Raw genomic sequence first — 19,191 nt, 5'->3', positions numbered from 1 at the left:
GTGCATTGCTCCGAAACCTTGGTATTACGCCATCGTCGGTGCCAACGTATCGGCACCAACATGCACTGGCTGTCGTCTGTGGATGTTGCCAGGAAATATGATAATATCATTCTCTAAAAGCGCATATAGATATTATCACCGGGAGGATCGGGGCGGTGTCACCACGTTCGCTTGCTTGCCCCGTTTTCGGCATGGGCGACCAGTTGTACCTGCTGGGCATTCATGTGCCCGCCTGACCGCGATGCGGCGATTCCCGCTGTATACGAGGGGATTTCGGCATTCGAGGCCCAACTGGGGCAACACCTTGGTTATAGCGACTGGCATGAGGTCACCCAACAGCAGATCGACCTGTTCGCCCAAGCCACCGGCGATCATCAGTGGATACATGTCGACCCCGAAAGGGCCGCGGCCGGACCGTATGGGACAACTATTGCCCACGGCTACCTGACCTTGTCGTTAGTGCCCCTTCTCGTCAAGGAGATTTACCAGGTCACCGGGCTGTCGATGCAGGTGAACTACGGGGTCGACAAACTTCGATTTCCGGCCCCGGTGCCGGTTGGCTCGCGTATCCGGGCAGGTGCAGAGCTGGTCAAGCTGGAGCGATCGGCCAACGGTGGCCGGGCAACGGTGCGGGTGACCGTCGAAGTCGAGGGTTCGGACCGGCCGGCATGTGTGGTCGACACGATCGCGATGATGGTAAGCGAGCGGCCCTGAGCTCATCGGTCATGCGTTGGCTAGGCGCTGACCGATCACCCGCTGGTTTTCCAGCTCCACCAACGCCTCATCGGTTAGGCCCAGTCCTTTGAGAATTTCCGCGTTGTGCTGACCGAGGGTTGGCGGCGGCAGACGATGGTGCCGCGGCGGGCCAGGGGTGATGCGAAATGGCCACCCGGGATAACGGTGGGTACCCGTGATCGGGTGATCGATCGACTCGTAGTAGCCGCGAGCCTCCAATTGCGCCGACTCATACATACGGTCAGGGGTCAGTACCCGCTCGGCGGGGACACCGCCAGCCGTAGCCGCCTCCACGACCTCGTCCGCGCTCAGTGTGCGGGTCCAGCGGCTGACGACTTCGTCGAACTCGTCGTGATTGTCCCGACGCCGCCGCGCCGAGGCGAAACGTTCGTCGGCGCCCAATTGCGGTGCACCCATTGCCTCGACCAGTGCAGCCCAGTCGGTGTCGTCGCGCACGGACAATGCAACCCACTCGTCCGCCACCCGCGTCGGATAGACACCCTGGGCGTAGCTACGGTGCCGGTTGCCTTCACGCGGTGAAACGACCCCGGTCAGCGAGTATTCGATAATCGGCTCCGCAGTCACTGCCGCACCGACCTCAATCTGTGCGACTTCGATCAGCTGCCCTTCGCCGCTGCGGTCCCGATGATTCAGCGCTGCCAGCAAGGCGATGCCGGCGTGCACACCGGCAATCGGATCGGCAGGACCCTGCAAACTGCACGGTGGACCATCCGGATAGCCTGTGACAGCAGCCATTCCGGAAAGTTGCTCAATATTCAACGCCCAGCCGACGTAGTCGCGCCACGGCCCGTGCAGACCGAAACCCGGCATGCGCACCATGATGATGTCAGGATTGACGGCCGCCACCGAGTCGTAGTCCAGGCCGAAGTTCTCGATAACCCGCGGCGAAAAGTTCTCCACCACAACATCGGCGTTAGAGGCAAGCCGCATCGCGATCTCACGCCCCCGTGTCGAATTCAGATCCAGAGTGAGGTCGCGTTTGTTGAGGTTTGTTCCCTGCCATAGCGGTCCGCGCTCGTACCAGTCGTCGCCTTCACGCAGCAGGGCACCTGAGAACCGATGCCCGTCGGGCCGCTGGATCGACTCCACCTTGATCACATCCGCCCCCAGCGCGCCCAAGTAGCACGTCAGGTAAGCACCTGCCCAGAATGTACTCAGGTCGAGAATCTTCAATCCGGCGAATGGCAGAGCGGTGTTAATCGACGGATCAACACTTTTCGCGTGTTTGACGACACTGGTATCGTCGGCTGTCATGTCTCCGAGCCGGGGTGCGCAACCGGGTGCGGCCGGCGGAGTTTTAGACAACCGGAACGGCGCACCCGGGCGGCAAAACCGCCAGCTCTCGCTGCCGCCGTAAATGAAGAAGCCGCGCTCACTGTACTGCGGACAGCTCAGAATTGACGCGCCGTCGGTGACCGGCGCGGCTGGTATCCGCATCGCCTGGCTGAGCTCGACGATCTCGGCGACGGTTTGTTCGTCTAGCCATGGCTGTACCTTCGCGAAGAACTCGTCACGCTCGGGCCCACCCGACATGATCGCGAGCTGGTGCTCTCCGAATTCCGGCAGACCGACCATCGCGCACACATCCAGCCAGTGTTGGCCGGTCAGGCAGTTGATCCCGACCCATCCGTCGGCGGCGCGCATAATCCCCAGCATCGGCGCTGCGCGGGTGTTGGTAGGAAGGCCAAGCCGTTTAAGGCGTTCCGCCATCAACATCGGGTAGGGCAGCGCGGACAGCAACGACTCGAACGTCGATACGTCCACCTCGACGAGTTGGCTTGCAACGCCGCGCGCGATGCGCAGCGCGGTCAGGGCGCCCAGAGCTGCATAGCCACCTGCCACATACTCGGGGATACGAGCGCCTGCCTGGACCGGCGGACGACCGAATTCACGCGTGTTGACCCAGCCCGATGCCGCTTGCAGCGTCAACGAGGTGGTTTGACGATCGTGCAGCGGTCCTTCCCGGCCAAAATCGGAGATGCGCACGACCACCAAACGAGGATTCATGCGCAGCAGGCTGTCGTTGTTCATCCCCCAGCGGTCAACCATGCCCGATGGCAGGTTCTCCACCAGGATGTCGGCCTCAGCGATCAGCTCACGTGCCTTCATCGCATGGCTCTGACGGGTGAAATCCAATGTAACGCCGCGCTTTCCGGCATTGAGGTACTCATACAAGCCGCAGCGATCCGGGTCGGGCACACCGTAGGGAAAAGGCTCCCAGCGCCGCAACGGATCGCCGGCGGGTGACTCGACCTTGTACACTTCAGCGCCGAGATCGCGCAGCAGCTTGGTGCAGTAGGGGGCGGTGATTTCGGTGCCAAATTCCACCACCCGTATGCCGGCCAGCGCCCCCGTCATGCCGGGACGCCGATCGCCTTGGGCTCCATGTAGGTCCGCAGACCCAGCATTCCACCTTCACGGCCGATACCGCTCTGCTTGAAACCGCCGAACGGCGCGTCCCCGGCGATCGTTCCGTTGATCGAGATCTGACCGGTGCGGATACGGCGGGCAACCGCGACCGCACGGTCAACGTCGCCGCCCCAAATTGCACCGCCAAGGCCGTATTGGGAGTCATTGGCTATCGAGACGGCTTCGTCGTCGTCGCGATAGCGCAGCACGGTCAGCACCGGACCGAACACCTCCTCCTGAGCGATGCGCGCACTGGGCGCAGCATCGACGATGATGGTCGGCTGGTAGAAAAACCCGCGTTCGAGATGCTCGGGTCGGGCACCACCGGCCACCACGGTGGCACCGTCTCGCACGGCCTGCGCGACGAAGCCCTCTACCCGTTCCAGGTGGGCCCGGCTGATCAACGGACCCATCTCGACAGCCGGATCGGTGGTGTTACCCACCACAACGCTGCGGGCCAGCTCGGCGAGTTCGTCGACGACATGGTCATGCATCGCCGCGGGCAACAAAAGCCTGCTGTTGAGGATGCAGGCCTGGCCGGCATGCATAGTGAGGCTTTCGAACAGCACTCGTTTGAGCAGCTCGGCAGTCACGTCGAGGTCATCGAGGAAAATGCACGCCGATTTCCCTCCGCATTCCAGCAAGATCCGTTTCATTCCGGTGGCGGCTCCTGCCATCACCTCACGGCCGACCGTCGAACTGCCGGTGAAACTGACCATGTCGATCCGCGGGTCAGTGGTGAGCAGCTTGCTCGCCTCGACACCCGACGGCGTAACTACATTGACGACACCCGGCGGTATGTCTGTGTGCTCGTCAATGATTCGCGCCAACGCCAGTCCGGCGAGCGGCGTCAGCGGAGACGGCTTGAGCACCACTGTGTTTCCCGCAGCGAGGGCGCTGCCGAGTTTCATGGTGTTCAGTGTGTGTGGAAAATTCCACGGAGTCAGGACCGAAACCACTCCAAGAGGCTCGTAGCGCAAAAGCGTGGTGCCGTCGGCTCCCCAGGCGTCCATCTTTTGCTCGACGGGCTTGGTCGCTAGCTCGCTGGCGTGGCTGGCCATCACGGCCGGCCCCTCCACGTGGAACATCCGCTCATTCGCTGAACAGCCCCATTCCAGCTGAGCCAGGGCGTAGAAGTCGTCCGCTCGCTCCAGCAGAGCCGCGCCCAACTGACCCAGACAGCGGGATCGTTCCTCGGGTGCGAGACCCGACCACACGCCGGAGTCGAATGCCCGCCGAGCTGCCTCGATCGCGCTGGCGACTTGGTCGGGGCTGGCATCGGGAGCGGCGACGATCACGTCCTCTGTCGCGGGATCGACGTCGTCGTAGCGCCCGCTGTCGGGCGACACCCAGCGGCCATCGATGTAGTGCCCGTAGGTGTCGACGAAGGCGTAGGCCTCGGTCATGGGGACCCCTGCTCGGCATCAAACATATTGATCCAAACTGTATGACAGTAGCTTGTGCGAGGTGGACCTATATACACGATATGCTCTATTGACAGAGTGTGATTCGCTGAGGTAAACAAATCTGACCAGACATTTTTAGCATATATGTCTGACTCGCTGATGTCGAGAGGGGCCACGGTGCGCACGACAACAGTTCCTTTGCACTCACCCGACTTCTACGCGGGTGATCCCTACCCGGCATATCGCGAACTTCGGGCGACCTCTCCGGTGGTGTGGAACGACGTCACGAACTTCTGGGCGCTGCTCAAGTACGAGGATGTGCGGTTTGTCTCCACCCAGCCGCACCTGTTTTCCTCGACCAAGGGGATCACGATTCCCGATCCCGAACAACCCGAGCCGGTGCAGGAAGGCAGCCTGATCTTCACCGACCCTCCACGACACCGGCAGCTGCGTAAGCTCATCAACGCAGGGTTCACTCGCCGACGCGTGACACTGCTGGAGCCGAAGGTTCGGGAGATCGTCAACGGCATCTTCGACGGCCTGGACGTTTCCGGCTCCCTTGAGTTCGCCGAAGAGGTCGCCGCTCCGCTGCCGACCCGGATGATCGCCGAGATGCTCGGTGCACCACCCGACGACTGGGAGCAGTTCCGGGCCTGGTCGGATGCGGCGGTCGGAACGGCCGATCCCGATATAGAACTCGATCCCGTTGTGGCCCTGGGCGAGTTATACAGCTACTTCACCCAGCTGATCGCGGCCCGCCGTTCAGGCGAGGTCAGCGGCCGGGAAGACTTGCTCAGCGTGTTGGCTGCCGCTGAAGTCGACGGCGAACGCCTCAGCGACGAGGACCTGCTGAACTTTTCGTTCCTTCTTCTGGTGGCTGGCAATGAAACGACCCGCAACCTCATTGCTCTGGGCACGCTGGCCTTGATCGAGCACCCCGAGCAGTTCGCAAAACTCCGCCGGGACCCAACGCTGATTCCCTGCGCTGTCGAAGAGATGCTCCGCTATACCAGTCCGGTGACACATATGGCGCGCCAAGCGACCGAGGACATCGAGATCCGCGGTCAACTGATCAAAAGGGGCGAGACCGTGGTGATGCTGTATGGCGCCGCCAATCGCGACGAAGACATCTTTGGGCCGACCGCGGAAGAATTTGACATAACCCGTAACCCGAACCCGCACATTGCTTTCGGTTGTGGCGAGCATTCCTGTCTGGGCGCTCAGCTGGCGCGTCTGGAGGCCAGGGTGATGTTCGAGGTACTGCTGGGCACATATCCGAGCATCGAACTCGCGGGCGACGTTACGCGGTTGCGCGCCACGATGGTGCCCGGCGTCAAACGCATGCCAGTCAAATTAAGGACGAATCGGTAACTGATGGACTTCGATTTCACCCCCGAGCAGGAAAAGCTCCGCAAGGACTTCCGCGCGCGCCTTGAAGCCGTGATGACACCCGAACGGCGAGCGGCGATATCTGGTCAAGTTGAAGGGGGCGCGGCAGTTGCCGAATGCAGGCGCGCGCTCGGCGAGGCGGGATTACTCGGCGTGGCGTGGCCGACCGAATACGGCGGCGGCGGGCTCACGGCAATCGAGCAGTACATCTTTGCCGAAGAGGCCCGGCGCGTGAACGCTCCGCTACCATTGATCACTCTCAACACCGTGGGTCCGACCCTCATACAATTCGGTACCGACGAGCAGAAAAAGCGATTCTTACCTGCGATCCTCAGCGGCACTGTAGATTTCGCAATCGGCTATTCCGAACCCGGTGCAGGCAGTGATCTCGCGTCGTTGCGGACGACGGCAGTACGCGACGGCGACCACTACGCCATCAACGGCTCGAAGATATTCACCAGTGGCGCCGAATATGCCGACTACATTTGGCTGGCGGCGCGCACCGACCCCCAGGCCAAGAAGCACAAGGGAATCACGCTCTTCATTGTCCCGACCAGTGCGCCCGGATTCTCGTGGAAACCGTTGCACACGATGCCCGGCGTGTCCACCTACTACACGTTTTACGACAATGTTCGGGTGCCGGCCAGCGCCATCGTCGGGCGCGAGAATGACGGATGGAAACTCGTCACCAACCAGCTCAACTTGGAGCGCGCCGCTCTAGGCAACCTCGGCGCGCTCGAGCCGTTATTCGAGAAAACCCTCGCCTGGGCTAAGACCACCCCCCTCGATGAGGGATTCGTCATCGACCAGTCATGGGTCCAGCACACGCTCGCCCGGGTAGAGGCGCAGGTAGCCGCCTACCGTCTGCTCAATTTGCGTGTGAACTCCGCGATTACCGCTGGCGGAATTAGCATGGGTGAGGCGTCGGCGGCCAAAGTATTCGGAACGGAGCTAACTCAACAAGTCGCCAGGGAACTGCTTGAGGTCCTGGGAGAACACGGCACCCGGAAGGGCGCGGACGCCCCGCTGCGTGGTGAGCTCGAACAGGCCTATCGCCTCGCAGTGATCAACACGTTCGGCGGCGGGGCTAACGAGTTGCAACGGGACATCATTGCCATGGCTGGCCTTGGCATGCCGCGAGCACCTCGCGACCAACGAGCTGACGCATCCAAGTAGAGAGGTTGATCAGTGACCGACCAGTCGAAAAACGAACTGCGACAACGCCTCGACGCGCTAGTCGGCCAACCCATCAGCGATGGTCAGCCGGTGAAGGCCCCTGATCCGGTGAACGCCGCAATGATCCGGCACTGGGCTTACGCGCTCGGTGACATGAATCCGGCATATCTCGACACCGAATGGGCGAAGCAGTCCCGCTACGGCGACCTCGTTTCGCCACCGGTGATGCTGCAAAGTTGGACGATGGCGCCGCCGAAACTGGCCGGAATCCGGGAACGCGGCGGTGTTCCGGTCGAGATCAAAAACAACCCGCTGCAATTCCTCGCCGACGCTGGCTACACCGGAACCGTGGCGACGAATTCCGAATTCGAAATCGAGCGCTACCCTCGCGTCGGCGACGAGATCACAGCAGAAACAGTCTTCGAGACGATTTCTGATGAGAAGAAGACGGCGATGGGTAGTGGGTTCTTCGTCACCTGGATAACCACCTACCGCGATCAGAGCGGCGAAATCATTGGCCGCCAGCGGTTTCGCACCCTCCGATTCAAGCCGGGTAGCTGATGGCAAATCGTCTAGCACCAACGATCAACCGCGATAACGAGTTTTTTTACGACGGTTTGCGCGTCCACAAATTGCTTATCCAGCGCTGCGCTGACTGCAAGACGTTACGCATGCCACCGCGACCGATGTGCGCCAACTGCCAGTCGCTCAACTGGGACACAATCGAATCAGTCGGGCGCGGAACCGTTTACAGCTATGTGATGCCGCAATACCCGCCATTGCCCTTCTTCGAATACCCCTACATCGTCGTCCTGGTCGAGCTCGCCGAAGGCGTACGAATCGTGTCAAACTTGCGCGAAGTCGACGCGAACGACGTTCGGACCGGGATGCCTGTCGAGGTGTTCTACGAGACGTTCAACGACGGCGAACTGGTACTGCACCAGTTTCGTCCCGCTCGCTGACCGACGGGAGCCGCAAATGGATTTCACCTTCAGCGAGGAACAGGAAGCCGTTGGCAAGGTTGCCCGGCATCTATTCGAGCATCGCGCCACGCCGCAACACCTGACCGAGGTCGAAGCGGGCGACGTTCGTTACGATCCAGCGCTCTGGCGCGAGCTGGCTTCAGCCGACCTGCTCGGCATCGCCTTGCCGGAATCGGTCGGCGGGAGCGGCAGGGGATTCCTTGAGCTGACGATGCTGCTTGTGGAAATAGGCTGGAGTGTCGCACCGATCCCGGCCTACCCGACACTGCTGCTCGGTGCCGACACCATCGCACGCCATGGGGGACCGCAACTGAAGCAAAGATACCTTCCCGGTGTCGTCGACGGCAGCAGGATCCTGACCGCAGCAATATCAGAGCCGAACCGATCCGACCCCACCCGACCCGCGACGACAGCCCGGCACGACGGCGCGACCTGGCGTCTCGACGGCACGAAGGAACTTGTGCCTGCAGCGCAGCTGGCCGACGCAATCGTTGTGAGCGCTACCTGTGACAGCGCACCTGGCCTCTTTGTCCTCGATGTCGGATCCGCTGGTGTGCATGTAGAGCCCGTCAAAACCACAAACGGCGAACCGTTCGCCGAAGTTGTCCTTGACGGCGCGGTTGTGCCCGCCAGCAATCGTCTCGACGCCGGGCCAGAGGCGGTCGGCCTGTTGTACTCACGAGCAATCATCGGGCTCGCGGCGCTTCAGCTTGGTGTAACTGAGCGTGCTCTGCGAATAGCGGCGTCCTACACCAGCGAGCGCGAACAGTTCGGACGGCCCATAGGTTCCTTTCAGGCGGTCCAGCAGCGGATGGCCGACGCGTTCATCGATGTAGAGGCGATCCGCTGGACCACCTGGTATGCCGCATGGCTGGTGTCAGAAAACCGCCCTGTCGATCGGGCAGCGGCAATCGCCAAGTTCTGGGCTGCAGAGGCCGGCGCCCGGGTGGCCGCGACCGCTCAGCAGGTACATGGAGGCATCGGCATCGACATTACCTATCCGCTGTGGCGATACTTCGTGTGGGCCAAGCAAATCGAACTCACTCTAGGCTCAGCATCACATCAGCTGGCACACCTTGGCAGCACCTACCCGGAAGGAAATCAATGACCTCCGCGATAAGCCGCACCCATACGTTGGCGTGGAACTCGATTGAAATCGGTGACGACGTCACCCCGATGGAGGTGCCGGTAACCACGACACTCATTGTCGCGGGCGCCATCGCCTCCCGGGACTACATGCCGGTACATCACGACCGGGACTTCGCCATCGCCCAAGGCTCCAAAGACATTTTCATGAACATCCTCACCACGAACGGTTTATGTGTGAAATTCCTGCACGACTGGGCGGGACCAGAGGCGATGGTTAGAAGGCTGTCAATCCGGCTCGGCGTCCCGGCGTACCCAGATGACACCCTTCGATTTACCGGTACCGTGACCGGCAAGACATCCGGTGCCACAGAAGGCCTTGTCGAGGTGACGTTCAAGGGCACCACTAGTCTTGGCGACCATGTAACAGGCACCGCGCAGCTGAGCTTCCTCGACGGAGCCGGGGCGTGAGCAGCTTCGGCGGTAAAGCCGCGATTGCGGGCATCGGCCAAACCGAATTTTCGAAGCAGTCGGGCCGTAGCGAATTGCAGCTGGCATGCGAAGCCGTTAAGGCCGCGCTAGACGACGCCGGGCTTACACCGGCCGATGTCGATGGCATGGTCACCTTCACTGTCGACGAGAACGAGGAAATCGCGGTTGCCCGCAACGTCGGCATTGCCGATCTCACCTTCTTCACCCGTGTTCCGCACGGCGGTGGTGCTGCCGCCGGGACCGTTATGCAAGCCGCGATGGCCGTTGCCACGGGTGCCGCCAATGTTGTCGTGTGCTACCGCGCGTTCAATGAACGGTCCGGGTTTCGCTTCGGAGGAGCCGGGCGGCAGATGAGCGCTCCCCCGCTGTGGCTCGCCCCGTACGCGCCGTTCGGCCTCGTGACACCGGCCGGATGGGTGGCGCTGCACGCGCAGCGATACATGTCCACCTATGGCGTCACCAACGAGGACTTTGGCAAGATCTCGGTGATCGACCGTAAACACGCCGCGACCAATCCTGATGCTTGGTTCTACCAGCGCCCGATCACGCTCGAGGACCATCAGAAATCTCGGTGGATTATCGAACCGGTGTTGCGGTTGCTGGACTGCTGCCAAGAGAGCGACGGCGGCGTCGCGATCGTCGTCACCAGTCTCGAACGAGCACGGGACCTGGCCCAGCCCCCAGCAGTTATCACTGCTGCAGCGCAAGGCGCGGCCTACGACGGCGAGGTGATGACCAGCTATTACCGCGCGGACATTACCGGGCTGCCGGAAATGGGTGTCGTCGGCAAGCAGCTCTGGCGCGACTCTGGGTTGAAACCGGCGGATATCCAAACTGCTTTCCTCTATGATCATTTCACACCGTTCGTGTTTACCCAGCTCGAAGAGCTTGGCTTCTGCGGCCGGGGGGAGGCCAAAGACTTCGTCTCGATCGAGGACTTGTCGCTTGGTGGCTCGCTGCCGATCAACACCAACGGCGGCCTCCTCGGTGAGGCGTACATCCACGGAATGAATGGCATCACCGAGGCTGTTCGACAAGTGCGCGGCACGTCATGCAACCAGGTCGACGGAGTCGAGCACGTGCTCGTGACATCAGGCACCGGGGTACCGACGAGTGGTCTCATCCTGGCACCCGGGTAGTGGCCTATGGTCGTCAGTATGACTCAGGCGACGGCGATCGAAACTCGTGAGGCAATCATCGCGGGCGCGTTCGCGTGCTTTCGTACCTACGGGCTTCGCAAAACCACGATCGTGGACATCGCTCGCGAGGCTGAGGTCTCACGTAGCACCGTCTACGAGTACTTCAAGGACAAGGCCGCAATCGTAGAGGCTTGTGCCGAGGCAGCATCCCAGCGCTTCTACCGCAACATGGCGAAGGTAGTGAACCGGGGCGAGACGCTGGAAGACCAATTGGTAAGGGCATGTGTCTTCGTCACGCAGGCGCGAAGGGTGGTCGAGCCCGAAAAGTACTTCGACGAAGAGGAAGTCAACGTGCTGCTGACCCGGAACGCGGCGGTCCTGCTCCAAGAATGTAGTGACTTCATTGCACCCTATTTGGTGGCGGCAAAGCTGACCGGAGAGGTTCGCAAGGATCTTGACGTGGCAGCCGCGGGTGAGTGGATCGCACGGATCTTGTTCTCGTTGTTCAATACTCCATCGCCGAGGATCGATATGCACGACGACGATGCGGTCGCGGATTTCGTTCGGCCTTTCCTCATCAGGGGGCTGACCGACGACCGTATGGCTCGTTCTCGGCGGACCCCGGAGTCTTAGACCGCCACACCCAAGCGTATAAGCCCCCACAGTGTCCGCGCGGTAGGCACACTCTTTGAGAATACTAATTCTTGATTTAAGGTAATGAATGTTTTCGCAATGGGAGGAGCGCGAATGCAGCCCAGGCCGCTAACAAACGCCCGCGCCCGGGGCGCCTGGCTGCACCGCGGTGACCCCAACGAGTCCATCAGGCACCGGATCGTCGCACTGGCAGCCGACACCCACGAGCTTGTGGTGTCGGTCGGCGGCTTGCTGTGCGATCGGGCGATGGCCGGCTGGGATGTCCTGGTCTACCTCCAGCGCCCGTCCGACGACGTTGCACTGCGGGTGCTCGGGGTAGCGGCGGCCGAGCTTAAGACCGACCCGCTCGGAGCCGTGGGCCTCGATTGGCCCAATGTGGTGTTGGTTTCAGCCCAGCTTTACGCTGGTCAGCGGTGGATCCGTAAACAGCTGATGGCGGCACACCATAGCTCAGACCTCGACGTCGCGATCTGGGGGCCAAAGACTGAACAGCGTGAATTTGGCAAAGACATGCACCCTGTCGAGTTCCGGATCAGTCACGCGGCTCGCGCCTTCAAGACGGTGGCGTTAAGGACCTGACTTGGGCCACTTTTGGAGGATCGGGGTGGTTGCGAGTCGCTGAGCTGGGGTTTTCGGTCGCGGCGGGTCGGAAGGTCTGCACTAATTGAAGTTCTTTAGTGTGCGCTGGTGGCGTATGTGCGCACGGTGAAGACGGCCTCGGGAGCAACCGCGGTGCAGATCGTGTGGTCTTCGCGGCGGGGATCGCGCCAGATTGAGCACCTCGGCTCGGCGCACAGTGAGGCCCAGCTGGAGGCGCTCAAGGCGGCTGCGGCTCAGCGCGTGGCTGCCGGTCAGCAGAGCCTGGACTTGGGACTCGAGCAGGCCGCTGCCGGCGGTGGCCGGCCGCTGGAGATCGTGGGCTCCTGTTCTGAGCACCTGTGGGAGGCGTTGTGTCATGCCTATCGGGTGCTGGGCTTTGATGCCGCCACCGATGGAGATGAGGTGTTTCGGGACCTGGTGGGCGCCCGAATCATCGAACCGACCAGCAAGGTCGATGCGCTGCGGGTGCTTTCGGAGACCGGGGTGGATTCGCCGGCCTATCGGACGGTGAAGCGGCGGCTGCCGATTTTCGCCAAACCCGAATTCCGGCAGGCACTTTCGGCTGCATGTGCAGCGCACGCTGCGTTGGGTCCGGCCAGCCTGGTGCTTTACGACGTGAGCACCCTGCACTTTGAAACCGATGCCGTTGATGGGTTTCGCGAGCCCGGGTTTTCCAAGGAACGTCGACTCGATCCACAGATCACCCTGGGTTTGTTGACCGATGCGACTGGGTTCCCGCTGACAGTGGCTGCCTTCGAGGGCAACAAGGCCGAGACCGCGACCATGTTGCCGGTGATCAACGCGTTCAAGACCGCCCACCGCTTGAGCGAGGTCACCGTGGTCGCTGATGCCGGGATGATCTCTGAAGCCAACCAGGTCGCCCTGCAGGCCGCGGGGTTGTCGTTCATTCTGGGAACCCGGATCTCATTGCTGCCCAACGTGATCGCCGAATGGCGCGCCAAGCACCCGGACGAGGTCATCCCGGACGGGTTGGTGTTAACCCAGCCGTGGCCGGCCACCTCAGCGGAGAAAGCCCGCGGTATCCCGGATCGGGTCATCTACTACCAGTACCGACATGACCGGGCCCGGCGCACCCTGCGCGGCATCGACGAGCAGATCGCCAAGGCCCAGCGCGCCGTGGATGGGCATGCCCCGGTCAAGCGCAACCGCTACATCCAACTCAGCGGTGCGACCAAATCGGTCAACCGCGCCTTGGAGGCCAAGACCCGTGCGCTGGCCGGCTGGAAGGGCTACACCACCAACTTGGTCGAACAACCCGCGCAGTTCGTCATCGACGCCTACCACCAGCTGTGGCGCATCGAGAAGGCCTTCCGAATGTCCAAGCATGACCTTCAAGCTCGCCCGATCTACCACCGCACTCGCGACTCGATCGAGGCGCACCTCAGCGTCGTGTTCGCCGCCATGGCTGTATCGCACTGGATCGAACGCCAAACCGGCTGGAGCATCAAGAAATTCGTCCGCACCGCACGCCGCTACCGCACCGTGCAGATTCGCGCCGGACGACAAATCCTCACCGCCGCCGACGCCCTACCCGACGACCTCGCCGAAGCACTCGCCAAGATCCGCACCGACGGTGCGCACTAATTTGGCCCAAGTCGGGACGCGGCTCGCGCCTTCAAGACGGTGGCGTTAAGGATGTCGGGGGAGTTGACTAGGCCGGCGGCGTTAACGGAGCGCCTGCTGTGCACTCAGAACACGTGTCTTGTGTGATAGTTCCAGGTCAGCGCCGAGCGCGTACCGGAACGTTGGACCAGCCCGACACGTTCGACATCGACACCCTTCGCAGGCCCTCACGATCGACTTCATATTCCGGAATGAGATCGAGCAATGCTTCCAATGCGATTCGGCTTTCCATACGTGCAAGTGCTGCACCCAAGCAGCTGTGGATGCCGTATCCGAACGCCAGATTGAAACCCCTCACCCGCTCTCGATCGATGTCAAGACGGTCGGGATCGGCAAAGATGCGCTCGTCACGCAGTGCCGATCCGGTGACCAACAGCACAGCATTGCCCGCGGGAATCGTGACACCGTGCAGCGTCACGTCGCGCATGCTGTAGCGAACTTGATACTGAGATGGCGCCTCGTACCGTAGCAATTCTTCGACCGCGGCCGGTATCTTGCTTCGATCTGCTTGTAACTTTTGCCATTCGCTGGGGTGATCAGCGAATGCAACCATGGCGTTACCGATCAACTTCGTCACGGTCTCTGCCCCCGCTCCGCCAAGCATGGTGGCGAATCCGGTGATGTCCACGTCGCTGAGCTTTTCGGATTGCCCGTCGCGCTCAATCTCGGCCTCGATGAGCCTGCTTATCATGTCGTCCTGTGGTGCGGCACGGCGCTTTTGGACGAGATCGTAGTAATACATACCCGTGGCGACCGACGCTTGATATCCCTCGTCGGTGATGTGGATCTGGCCTGGTTTGCGTTCAAGAAGCAAGTCAAGCCACAGCCGAATCTGCTGCCGGTCCTCAGCGGGGACACCGAGCATTGTCGTAATTACCTCGACCGGAAACAATGCCGAGAAGTCCGCGACCACATCGAACGAGGCGGGATCCAACGTTTGCACTACTTCATAGATCTTCTGGCGCACCATGTTTTCCAGGCCCGCGATCGCGCGAGGGGTGAACACTCGGCTCACCAGTTTGCGCATGCTCTCGTGTTCCGGAGGGTCCATCGAGATGATGACTTTGGGGACCGGAATCGCCTTTTCGGGCGTTTTGACCATGTCCAGTGTGGCGCCCTTCGCCGAAGAGAATGTCTGGTAATCTTTCGTAGCTTCAGCGACATCGGTGTAGCGAGTCAGCGCCCAAAAATCCCATTTGGCGTTGTAGTACACCGGCCGTTCATTGCGCAGCCGTCGGTAGGTCTCCCAGGGCCCGTTGAAAAATTCCTCAGAGAACGGGTCGAATTCCACAGGATCGTTGGCTGTGTTCGATTTCGCTCGGCTCACAGGATGGCTCCCGTCGCTTTGTAGTGTTCAATTGCGTCCCAATCGAACCCGGCGTCCATCAAAATATCTTCGGTGTGTTGGCCATGTTCAGGGGCACCATCCGGAACGACGTGATGTTCGTCAAACTGGACGGGGTTGACCGGAAGCTTGTAGGGCACTCCGCTCGTCGTTGTGGTGTGGGCGATGTAGCCGTTCGCGGTCACGGCCGGGTCCTGGCAGACTTCGCCGGGTGTCTGAACCACACCCCACGCCCCGGAAATGCCCGTTAGGATCTCGCGCCACTCGGCCAATGTCCGTTGGGCGAACGCCTCGTCCATCAATGCGATCAATGCTGCGCGATTTTCGAATCGTGCTGCCGTGTCAGCGAATCGCGGGTCATCGATGACGTCGTCCAGACCGATAGCATGCATCGCTTCGGGGAAGAATCTGTCCAGTTGCAACATCATCAGCGTGATGTAGCGGCCGTCCTTGGTCCGATAGTTGCCGACCAGTGGATTCGGCGCGTCGGTATGGCCGTACTTTGGAATAGCGCTGCCACCATGGATCTGACTGACGGCGATGTCTGGCCCGATATTCCATGCCGCCAGCCCTAACAGCGACACATCCACGACTGACCCCTGGCCGGTTGTAGCCCGCTTGTACAGTGCAGCGGCGATCCCGCCTGCGATCGTCAATCCCCCGAGCAGGTCGCCGAACGCCGGTCGGGAACGCACTAACTCGGCGCCGTCCTCGGTGAGGACCGTGGCGATCCCGCCGCGAGACCAGTAAGACACGCCGTCATATCCTGGTTTGTCCGAGTCTGGACCGCACGGCCCATGGCCGGACCCGCGTACGTAGATGATATTGGGATTGACCGCGCGGATGTCATCAACGTCGATACCCATCCGTTTGCGGCGGCTCGGCAGATAGCTGGTCAGAAATACATCGCAAGTCGTGGCCAGTCGCTGGACGACCTCCTGTCCGCCAGGGCTGAGCAGGTTGACACCGATTGATTTCTTTCCGCGGTTGGGAATCTCGATCATGTAGTTGACCGATCCACCGCCCTCGTCGACGATGCCCATGGTCACCAGACCACGCTGCGGGTCTCCACCGTCGAGGGGCTCGACCTTGATGACCTCTGCGCCCCATTCGGCTAGAACTGCTCCTGCTGAGGGCACGAATGTCCATGACGCCACCTCGAGCACCCGAACACCCGTCAATACTGCGTCAACGCTAATTTCTTTCCCTCCATTGCCAAAGGCTCGTATTCAGGCGTCCCCAGCGAGCGAGGTCGACCAGCTTGCTAAAGCAGCATCGCATCGCAGGCCAGTCCCGCGCTCCATGTACCCGTCAGGCCGACAGAGCGTGATCTGCCCGTCGATGAGCTCGAGCACCGATTGGTTGCGCGACCCGCGTCGGACATCTATGGACACATTGCTGCAGTTTAGGCGACGTTTGGTTGGTTGAGAACTAATGCTCTCATTTATCAGAGGACACGTTATCATGACGTTGTGGCTTTCCCGGCGATCACCCCGGAGATCCCGACGCTCATTCGGTCGAGTGCGGCACGCTTCGGCAGTCATCCGTTCCTCATCGCCGACGACCACATGCTGAGCTATGCCGAGCTGGACCGACGATCGGCCCGACTTGCCGTTTCCCTGCTCGCGGAGGGCATCGGGAAAGGCGACCACGTCGGGATCCTCATGCCCAACAGCGTGGACTGGGCCATCGCGTGGTTCGCGGTCACCCGCATCGGCGCCGTGGCCGTCCCGATCAACACCTTCTACCAGGCTAAGGAGCTGGCTTGGGTCATTCGTCATGCCGATCTGCGCGCGGTGTTGACCTGGTCCCGTTTCGCTAACCACGACTTTCTTGCCCGGCTAGAAGCGGCGCTGCCCGGCCTGGATGGTCAGCGTCGGGCCGGGCGGATCGTGGTCAAAGGAGCTCCGTACCTACGGATGGTCGCTGTGTGGGGACAAAGCTCCTATGCGTGGGCCACCCCCCGTCCTGGGGGATGCCACGTCAGCGGCATTGAAAATCGACTCGGATATTCTGCACGAGGTCGAATCGTGCGTAACCCCCCGCTGACGAGATCGCAATCATCTATACATCGGGCAGTAGTGGCGAACCCAAGGCACCGGTGCACACACGGGGCTTTGGTTCGCCACAGCTACAACCTCACCAGCGTCTACGTCGTCACTCGCGAAGACGTCCTCTTTACGTCGATGCCATTTTTCTGGATCGGCGGTTTGATAACCGGCTTGCACGCTGTCATCCACCACGGTGCAACACTTGTCACCCAAAGCGCGTTCGACGCCGGCGAGGCGCTGCGGCTGATCGAGCGCTACCGCGCCACCATCACGCTGGGCTGGCCACCGCAAGGTAAGACACTTGCCGATCACCCCGCCTTCGGTGCGCATGATCTCAGTTCCGTGCGTCGCACCAGCATGCCCGCGATGGTGCCACCGGAACGTCGCCCGGTCGGGGCGGACTCCCTGGGCATGACAGAGCTGTGCGGCAATCATCTCGGCGTGGACCCGTATGTGGCGCAGCCTGATAATCGGCGTAACACAGTCGGACCCTCCATCGACGGACTTACCCATCGCATCGTCGATCCGGAGACCGGTGATGCGGTCCACCCGGGCCAGATCGGTGAGATATGGGTGCGGGGATACTCGCTCATGCAGCGGCTCTACAAGCGTGAGCGGGAGGACACATTCACGCCTGACGGGTTTTACCGGACGGGCGACTGCGGCTCGATGGACGCCGATGGTTGGGTTACCTTCACGGGTCGTCTGGGTGACCTGATCAAAACAAGTAGCGGGACGAATGTCACGCCCAGCGAAGTGGAATCAGCCCTTCGTTCATGTGATGGGGTGCTCGAAGCATACGTCGTGGGCACAGAAAACACCCGCGGAGCCACAATTGTGGCAGCCGCCGTCGTAGCTAAAAGCGGCAGCAACCTCGACGGCGAATCACTGCGCGAAACCCTACGCGACCGCCTGTCCGCGTACAAGATTCCCAAGTACATCTGGGTCGCCGATAAGGGCGAACTACCCTTTACCGGCACCGGTAAGATCATAAAAGACTCCCTTGCAAATCAGTTGAGCTGCCGGATCCGTCAACTGCACGGGTAGACACGTTCGGCGCAGATCTGGTCGAGGCCTAGGCCCGCCGTTCGGCCAACGCCCGCAGGAAGAACATCAAATTGGCCGGCCGCTCGGCCAGCCGGCGCACCAGATAGCCGTACCACTGCGAGCCGTACGGCACGTACACCCGCACCCGGCTGCCCGCACCGACCAGCCGCCGCTGCTCGCCGTCGCGGATGCCGTATAGCATCTGGTATTCGAAATCACCTGCAGCACGCTTTGTCTCACGGGCCAGGACAGGCACCGCAGCGATAATGGCCGGATCATGGGTGGCTACCATCGGGTAGCCTGAGCCGGACATCAGCACCCGAAGACAGCGCAGGTATGCGTCGGTGACGGCGGCCGGTTCGCGGTACGCCACCGAAGCCGGTTCGTCGTAGGCGCCCTTGCACAAACGGATTCGTGCGCCTTCGGCCGCGAATTCGTGGCAGTCGCTTAACGTGCGCCGCAGGTAAGCTTGCAAAACTACACCCAGCCAGGGAAAGTCAGTCCGCAAGTCACGCACTATCGACAGCGTGGAGTCCGTGGTGGTGTGGTCCTCGGCGTCCACCGTCACCCAGATCCCGGCCCGCTGTGCGTGCTCGCAAATGGTGTGGGCGTTCTCCAACGCAATCTTGTCGCCGTCACGATCCAGCGCCCGACCGAGCGCGGAAAGCTTCAGCGACACCTCGAGCGGCCGCACACCGTCGCCAGCGGCGTCCGGCCGCCGGCTCAGCGCGTCGAGCAGGCACAGGTAGGCCCGCACGGTCGCGGCGGCGGCGTCAGCGTCGGCAACGTCCTCCCCCAGATAGTTGACACTGACGTAGCGGCACGACTCACGAAGCGCAACAACGCTTTCCAGAACCTTGGCTATCGTCTCTCCCGGCACGAACCGGCGCACCACCTTGCGAGTCACCGGCATCCGTTCGATGGTGCGGCGTAGCCCATCAGAACGACTGGCCGCGATGATCGCCGGGCGCACCACCCTGGCGATCGCCCCGGTTCAATGGGGGCGACCCGCTG

The 19,191-nt window shown here is 61.7% G+C and carries 16 protein-coding genes and 1 pseudogene; 12 read left to right on the top strand and 5 right to left on the bottom strand.

Annotated elements, in window-relative coordinates; all coding sequences use genetic code 11:
- Window positions 1-222 precede the first annotated feature (222 nt).
- Complete coding sequence (locus tag MHEC_RS06380) at window positions 223-714, top strand: MaoC family dehydratase (protein ID WP_048893365.1); 492 nt, start codon at window positions 223-225, stop codon at window positions 712-714.
- A 9-nt stretch (window positions 715-723) separates the two neighbouring features.
- Here MHEC_RS06380 and MHEC_RS06375 read toward each other — a convergent pair whose 3' ends face one another.
- Both MHEC_RS06375 and MHEC_RS06370 read right to left on the bottom strand, forming a co-directional pair.
- On the bottom strand, window positions 724-3,114 hold the full coding sequence (locus MHEC_RS06375) for a CaiB/BaiF CoA transferase family protein (protein ID WP_048893366.1): 2,391 nt from the start codon (window positions 3,112-3,114) through the stop codon (window positions 724-726).
- Window positions 3,111-4,571, bottom strand: a complete 1,461-nt coding sequence (locus MHEC_RS06370) for an aldehyde dehydrogenase family protein (protein WP_048893367.1) — start codon at window positions 4,569-4,571, stop codon at window positions 3,111-3,113. Before MHEC_RS06370 ends, MHEC_RS06375 begins: the two co-directional genes overlap by 4 nt.
- A gap of 159 nt (window positions 4,572-4,730) precedes the next feature.
- Here MHEC_RS06370 and MHEC_RS06365 point away from each other — a divergent pair, with 159 nt between their 5' ends.
- The 10 genes from MHEC_RS06365 to MHEC_RS06320 all read left to right on the top strand — a co-directional run bounded on the left by MHEC_RS06365 (window position 4,731) and on the right by MHEC_RS06320 (window position 13,695).
- Window positions 4,731-5,942, top strand: coding sequence for a cytochrome P450 (locus MHEC_RS06365; protein WP_048893375.1), 1,212 nt, complete (start codon window positions 4,731-4,733; stop codon window positions 5,940-5,942).
- 3 nt (window positions 5,943-5,945) lie between these two features.
- Window positions 5,946-7,136, top strand: a complete 1,191-nt coding sequence (locus MHEC_RS06360; RefSeq protein ID WP_048893368.1) for an acyl-CoA dehydrogenase family protein — start codon at window positions 5,946-5,948, stop codon at window positions 7,134-7,136.
- 12 nt (window positions 7,137-7,148) lie between these two features.
- Window positions 7,149-7,697 (top strand): FAS1-like dehydratase domain-containing protein, encoded by a 549-nt coding sequence (locus tag MHEC_RS06355; protein WP_048893369.1) that lies wholly within the window; start codon window positions 7,149-7,151, stop codon window positions 7,695-7,697.
- Window positions 7,697-8,098: a Zn-ribbon domain-containing OB-fold protein gene (locus tag MHEC_RS06350; RefSeq protein ID WP_048893370.1), complete on the top strand. Its 402-nt coding sequence runs from the start codon at window positions 7,697-7,699 to the stop codon at window positions 8,096-8,098. The genes MHEC_RS06355 and MHEC_RS06350 overlap by 1 nt, the downstream gene beginning before the upstream one ends.
- A 16-nt stretch (window positions 8,099-8,114) precedes the next feature.
- On the top strand, window positions 8,115-9,227 hold the full coding sequence (locus MHEC_RS06345) for an acyl-CoA dehydrogenase family protein (RefSeq protein ID WP_048893371.1): 1,113 nt from the start codon (window positions 8,115-8,117) through the stop codon (window positions 9,225-9,227).
- Complete coding sequence (locus tag MHEC_RS06340) at window positions 9,224-9,676, top strand: MaoC family dehydratase (RefSeq protein WP_048893372.1); 453 nt, start codon at window positions 9,224-9,226, stop codon at window positions 9,674-9,676. The genes MHEC_RS06345 and MHEC_RS06340 overlap by 4 nt, the downstream gene beginning before the upstream one ends.
- On the top strand, window positions 9,673-10,836 hold the full coding sequence (locus MHEC_RS06335; protein ID WP_048893373.1) for a lipid-transfer protein: 1,164 nt from the start codon (window positions 9,673-9,675) through the stop codon (window positions 10,834-10,836). Before MHEC_RS06340 ends, MHEC_RS06335 begins: the two co-directional genes overlap by 4 nt.
- Before the next feature lie 18 nt (window positions 10,837-10,854).
- Window positions 10,855-11,469 (top strand): TetR/AcrR family transcriptional regulator, encoded by a 615-nt coding sequence (locus MHEC_RS06330; protein ID WP_048893376.1) that lies wholly within the window; start codon window positions 10,855-10,857, stop codon window positions 11,467-11,469.
- A gap of 114 nt (window positions 11,470-11,583) precedes the next feature.
- Window positions 11,584-12,069, top strand: a complete 486-nt coding sequence (locus MHEC_RS06325; protein WP_048893374.1) for a hypothetical protein — start codon at window positions 11,584-11,586, stop codon at window positions 12,067-12,069.
- 108 nt (window positions 12,070-12,177) lie between these two features.
- A complete protein-coding gene (locus MHEC_RS06320) occupies window positions 12,178-13,695 on the top strand; it encodes an IS1634 family transposase (RefSeq protein ID WP_048893889.1) in 1,518 nt (505 codons plus the stop codon).
- Between the two features lie 136 nt (window positions 13,696-13,831).
- Here the strand turns inward: MHEC_RS06320 and MHEC_RS06315 are convergent, their stop codons facing one another.
- Together MHEC_RS06315 and MHEC_RS06310 are read right to left on the bottom strand one after the other, a co-directional pair.
- Complete coding sequence (locus tag MHEC_RS06315) at window positions 13,832-15,061, bottom strand: cytochrome P450 (protein WP_048892395.1); 1,230 nt, start codon at window positions 15,059-15,061, stop codon at window positions 13,832-13,834.
- Window positions 15,058-16,278 carry a CaiB/BaiF CoA transferase family protein gene (locus MHEC_RS06310; RefSeq protein ID WP_048892394.1) on the bottom strand — a complete coding sequence of 407 codons (1,221 nt, stop codon included), beginning with the start codon at window positions 16,276-16,278 and terminating at the stop codon, window positions 15,058-15,060. Before MHEC_RS06310 ends, MHEC_RS06315 begins: the two co-directional genes overlap by 4 nt.
- Window positions 16,279-16,551: 273 nt before the next feature.
- Between MHEC_RS06310 and MHEC_RS06305 the strand changes: the two are divergent.
- Window positions 16,552-18,177 (top strand): annotated as a pseudogene (locus tag MHEC_RS06305) (class I adenylate-forming enzyme family protein).
- A 28-nt stretch (window positions 18,178-18,205) separates the two neighbouring features.
- Here the strand turns inward: MHEC_RS06305 and MHEC_RS06300 are convergent.
- Window positions 18,206-19,162 (bottom strand): proline dehydrogenase family protein, encoded by a 957-nt coding sequence (locus MHEC_RS06300; protein WP_048892393.1) that lies wholly within the window; start codon window positions 19,160-19,162, stop codon window positions 18,206-18,208.
- Window positions 19,163-19,191 lie beyond the last annotated feature (29 nt).

This window comes from Mycobacterium heckeshornense (genome assembly GCF_016592155.1).
GTDB classification, from domain to species: domain Bacteria; phylum Actinomycetota; class Actinomycetes; order Mycobacteriales; family Mycobacteriaceae; genus Mycobacterium; species Mycobacterium heckeshornense.
Note: the sequence above shows the minus strand (reverse complement) of the source record. Positions and strands in the feature narration are given on the sequence as shown.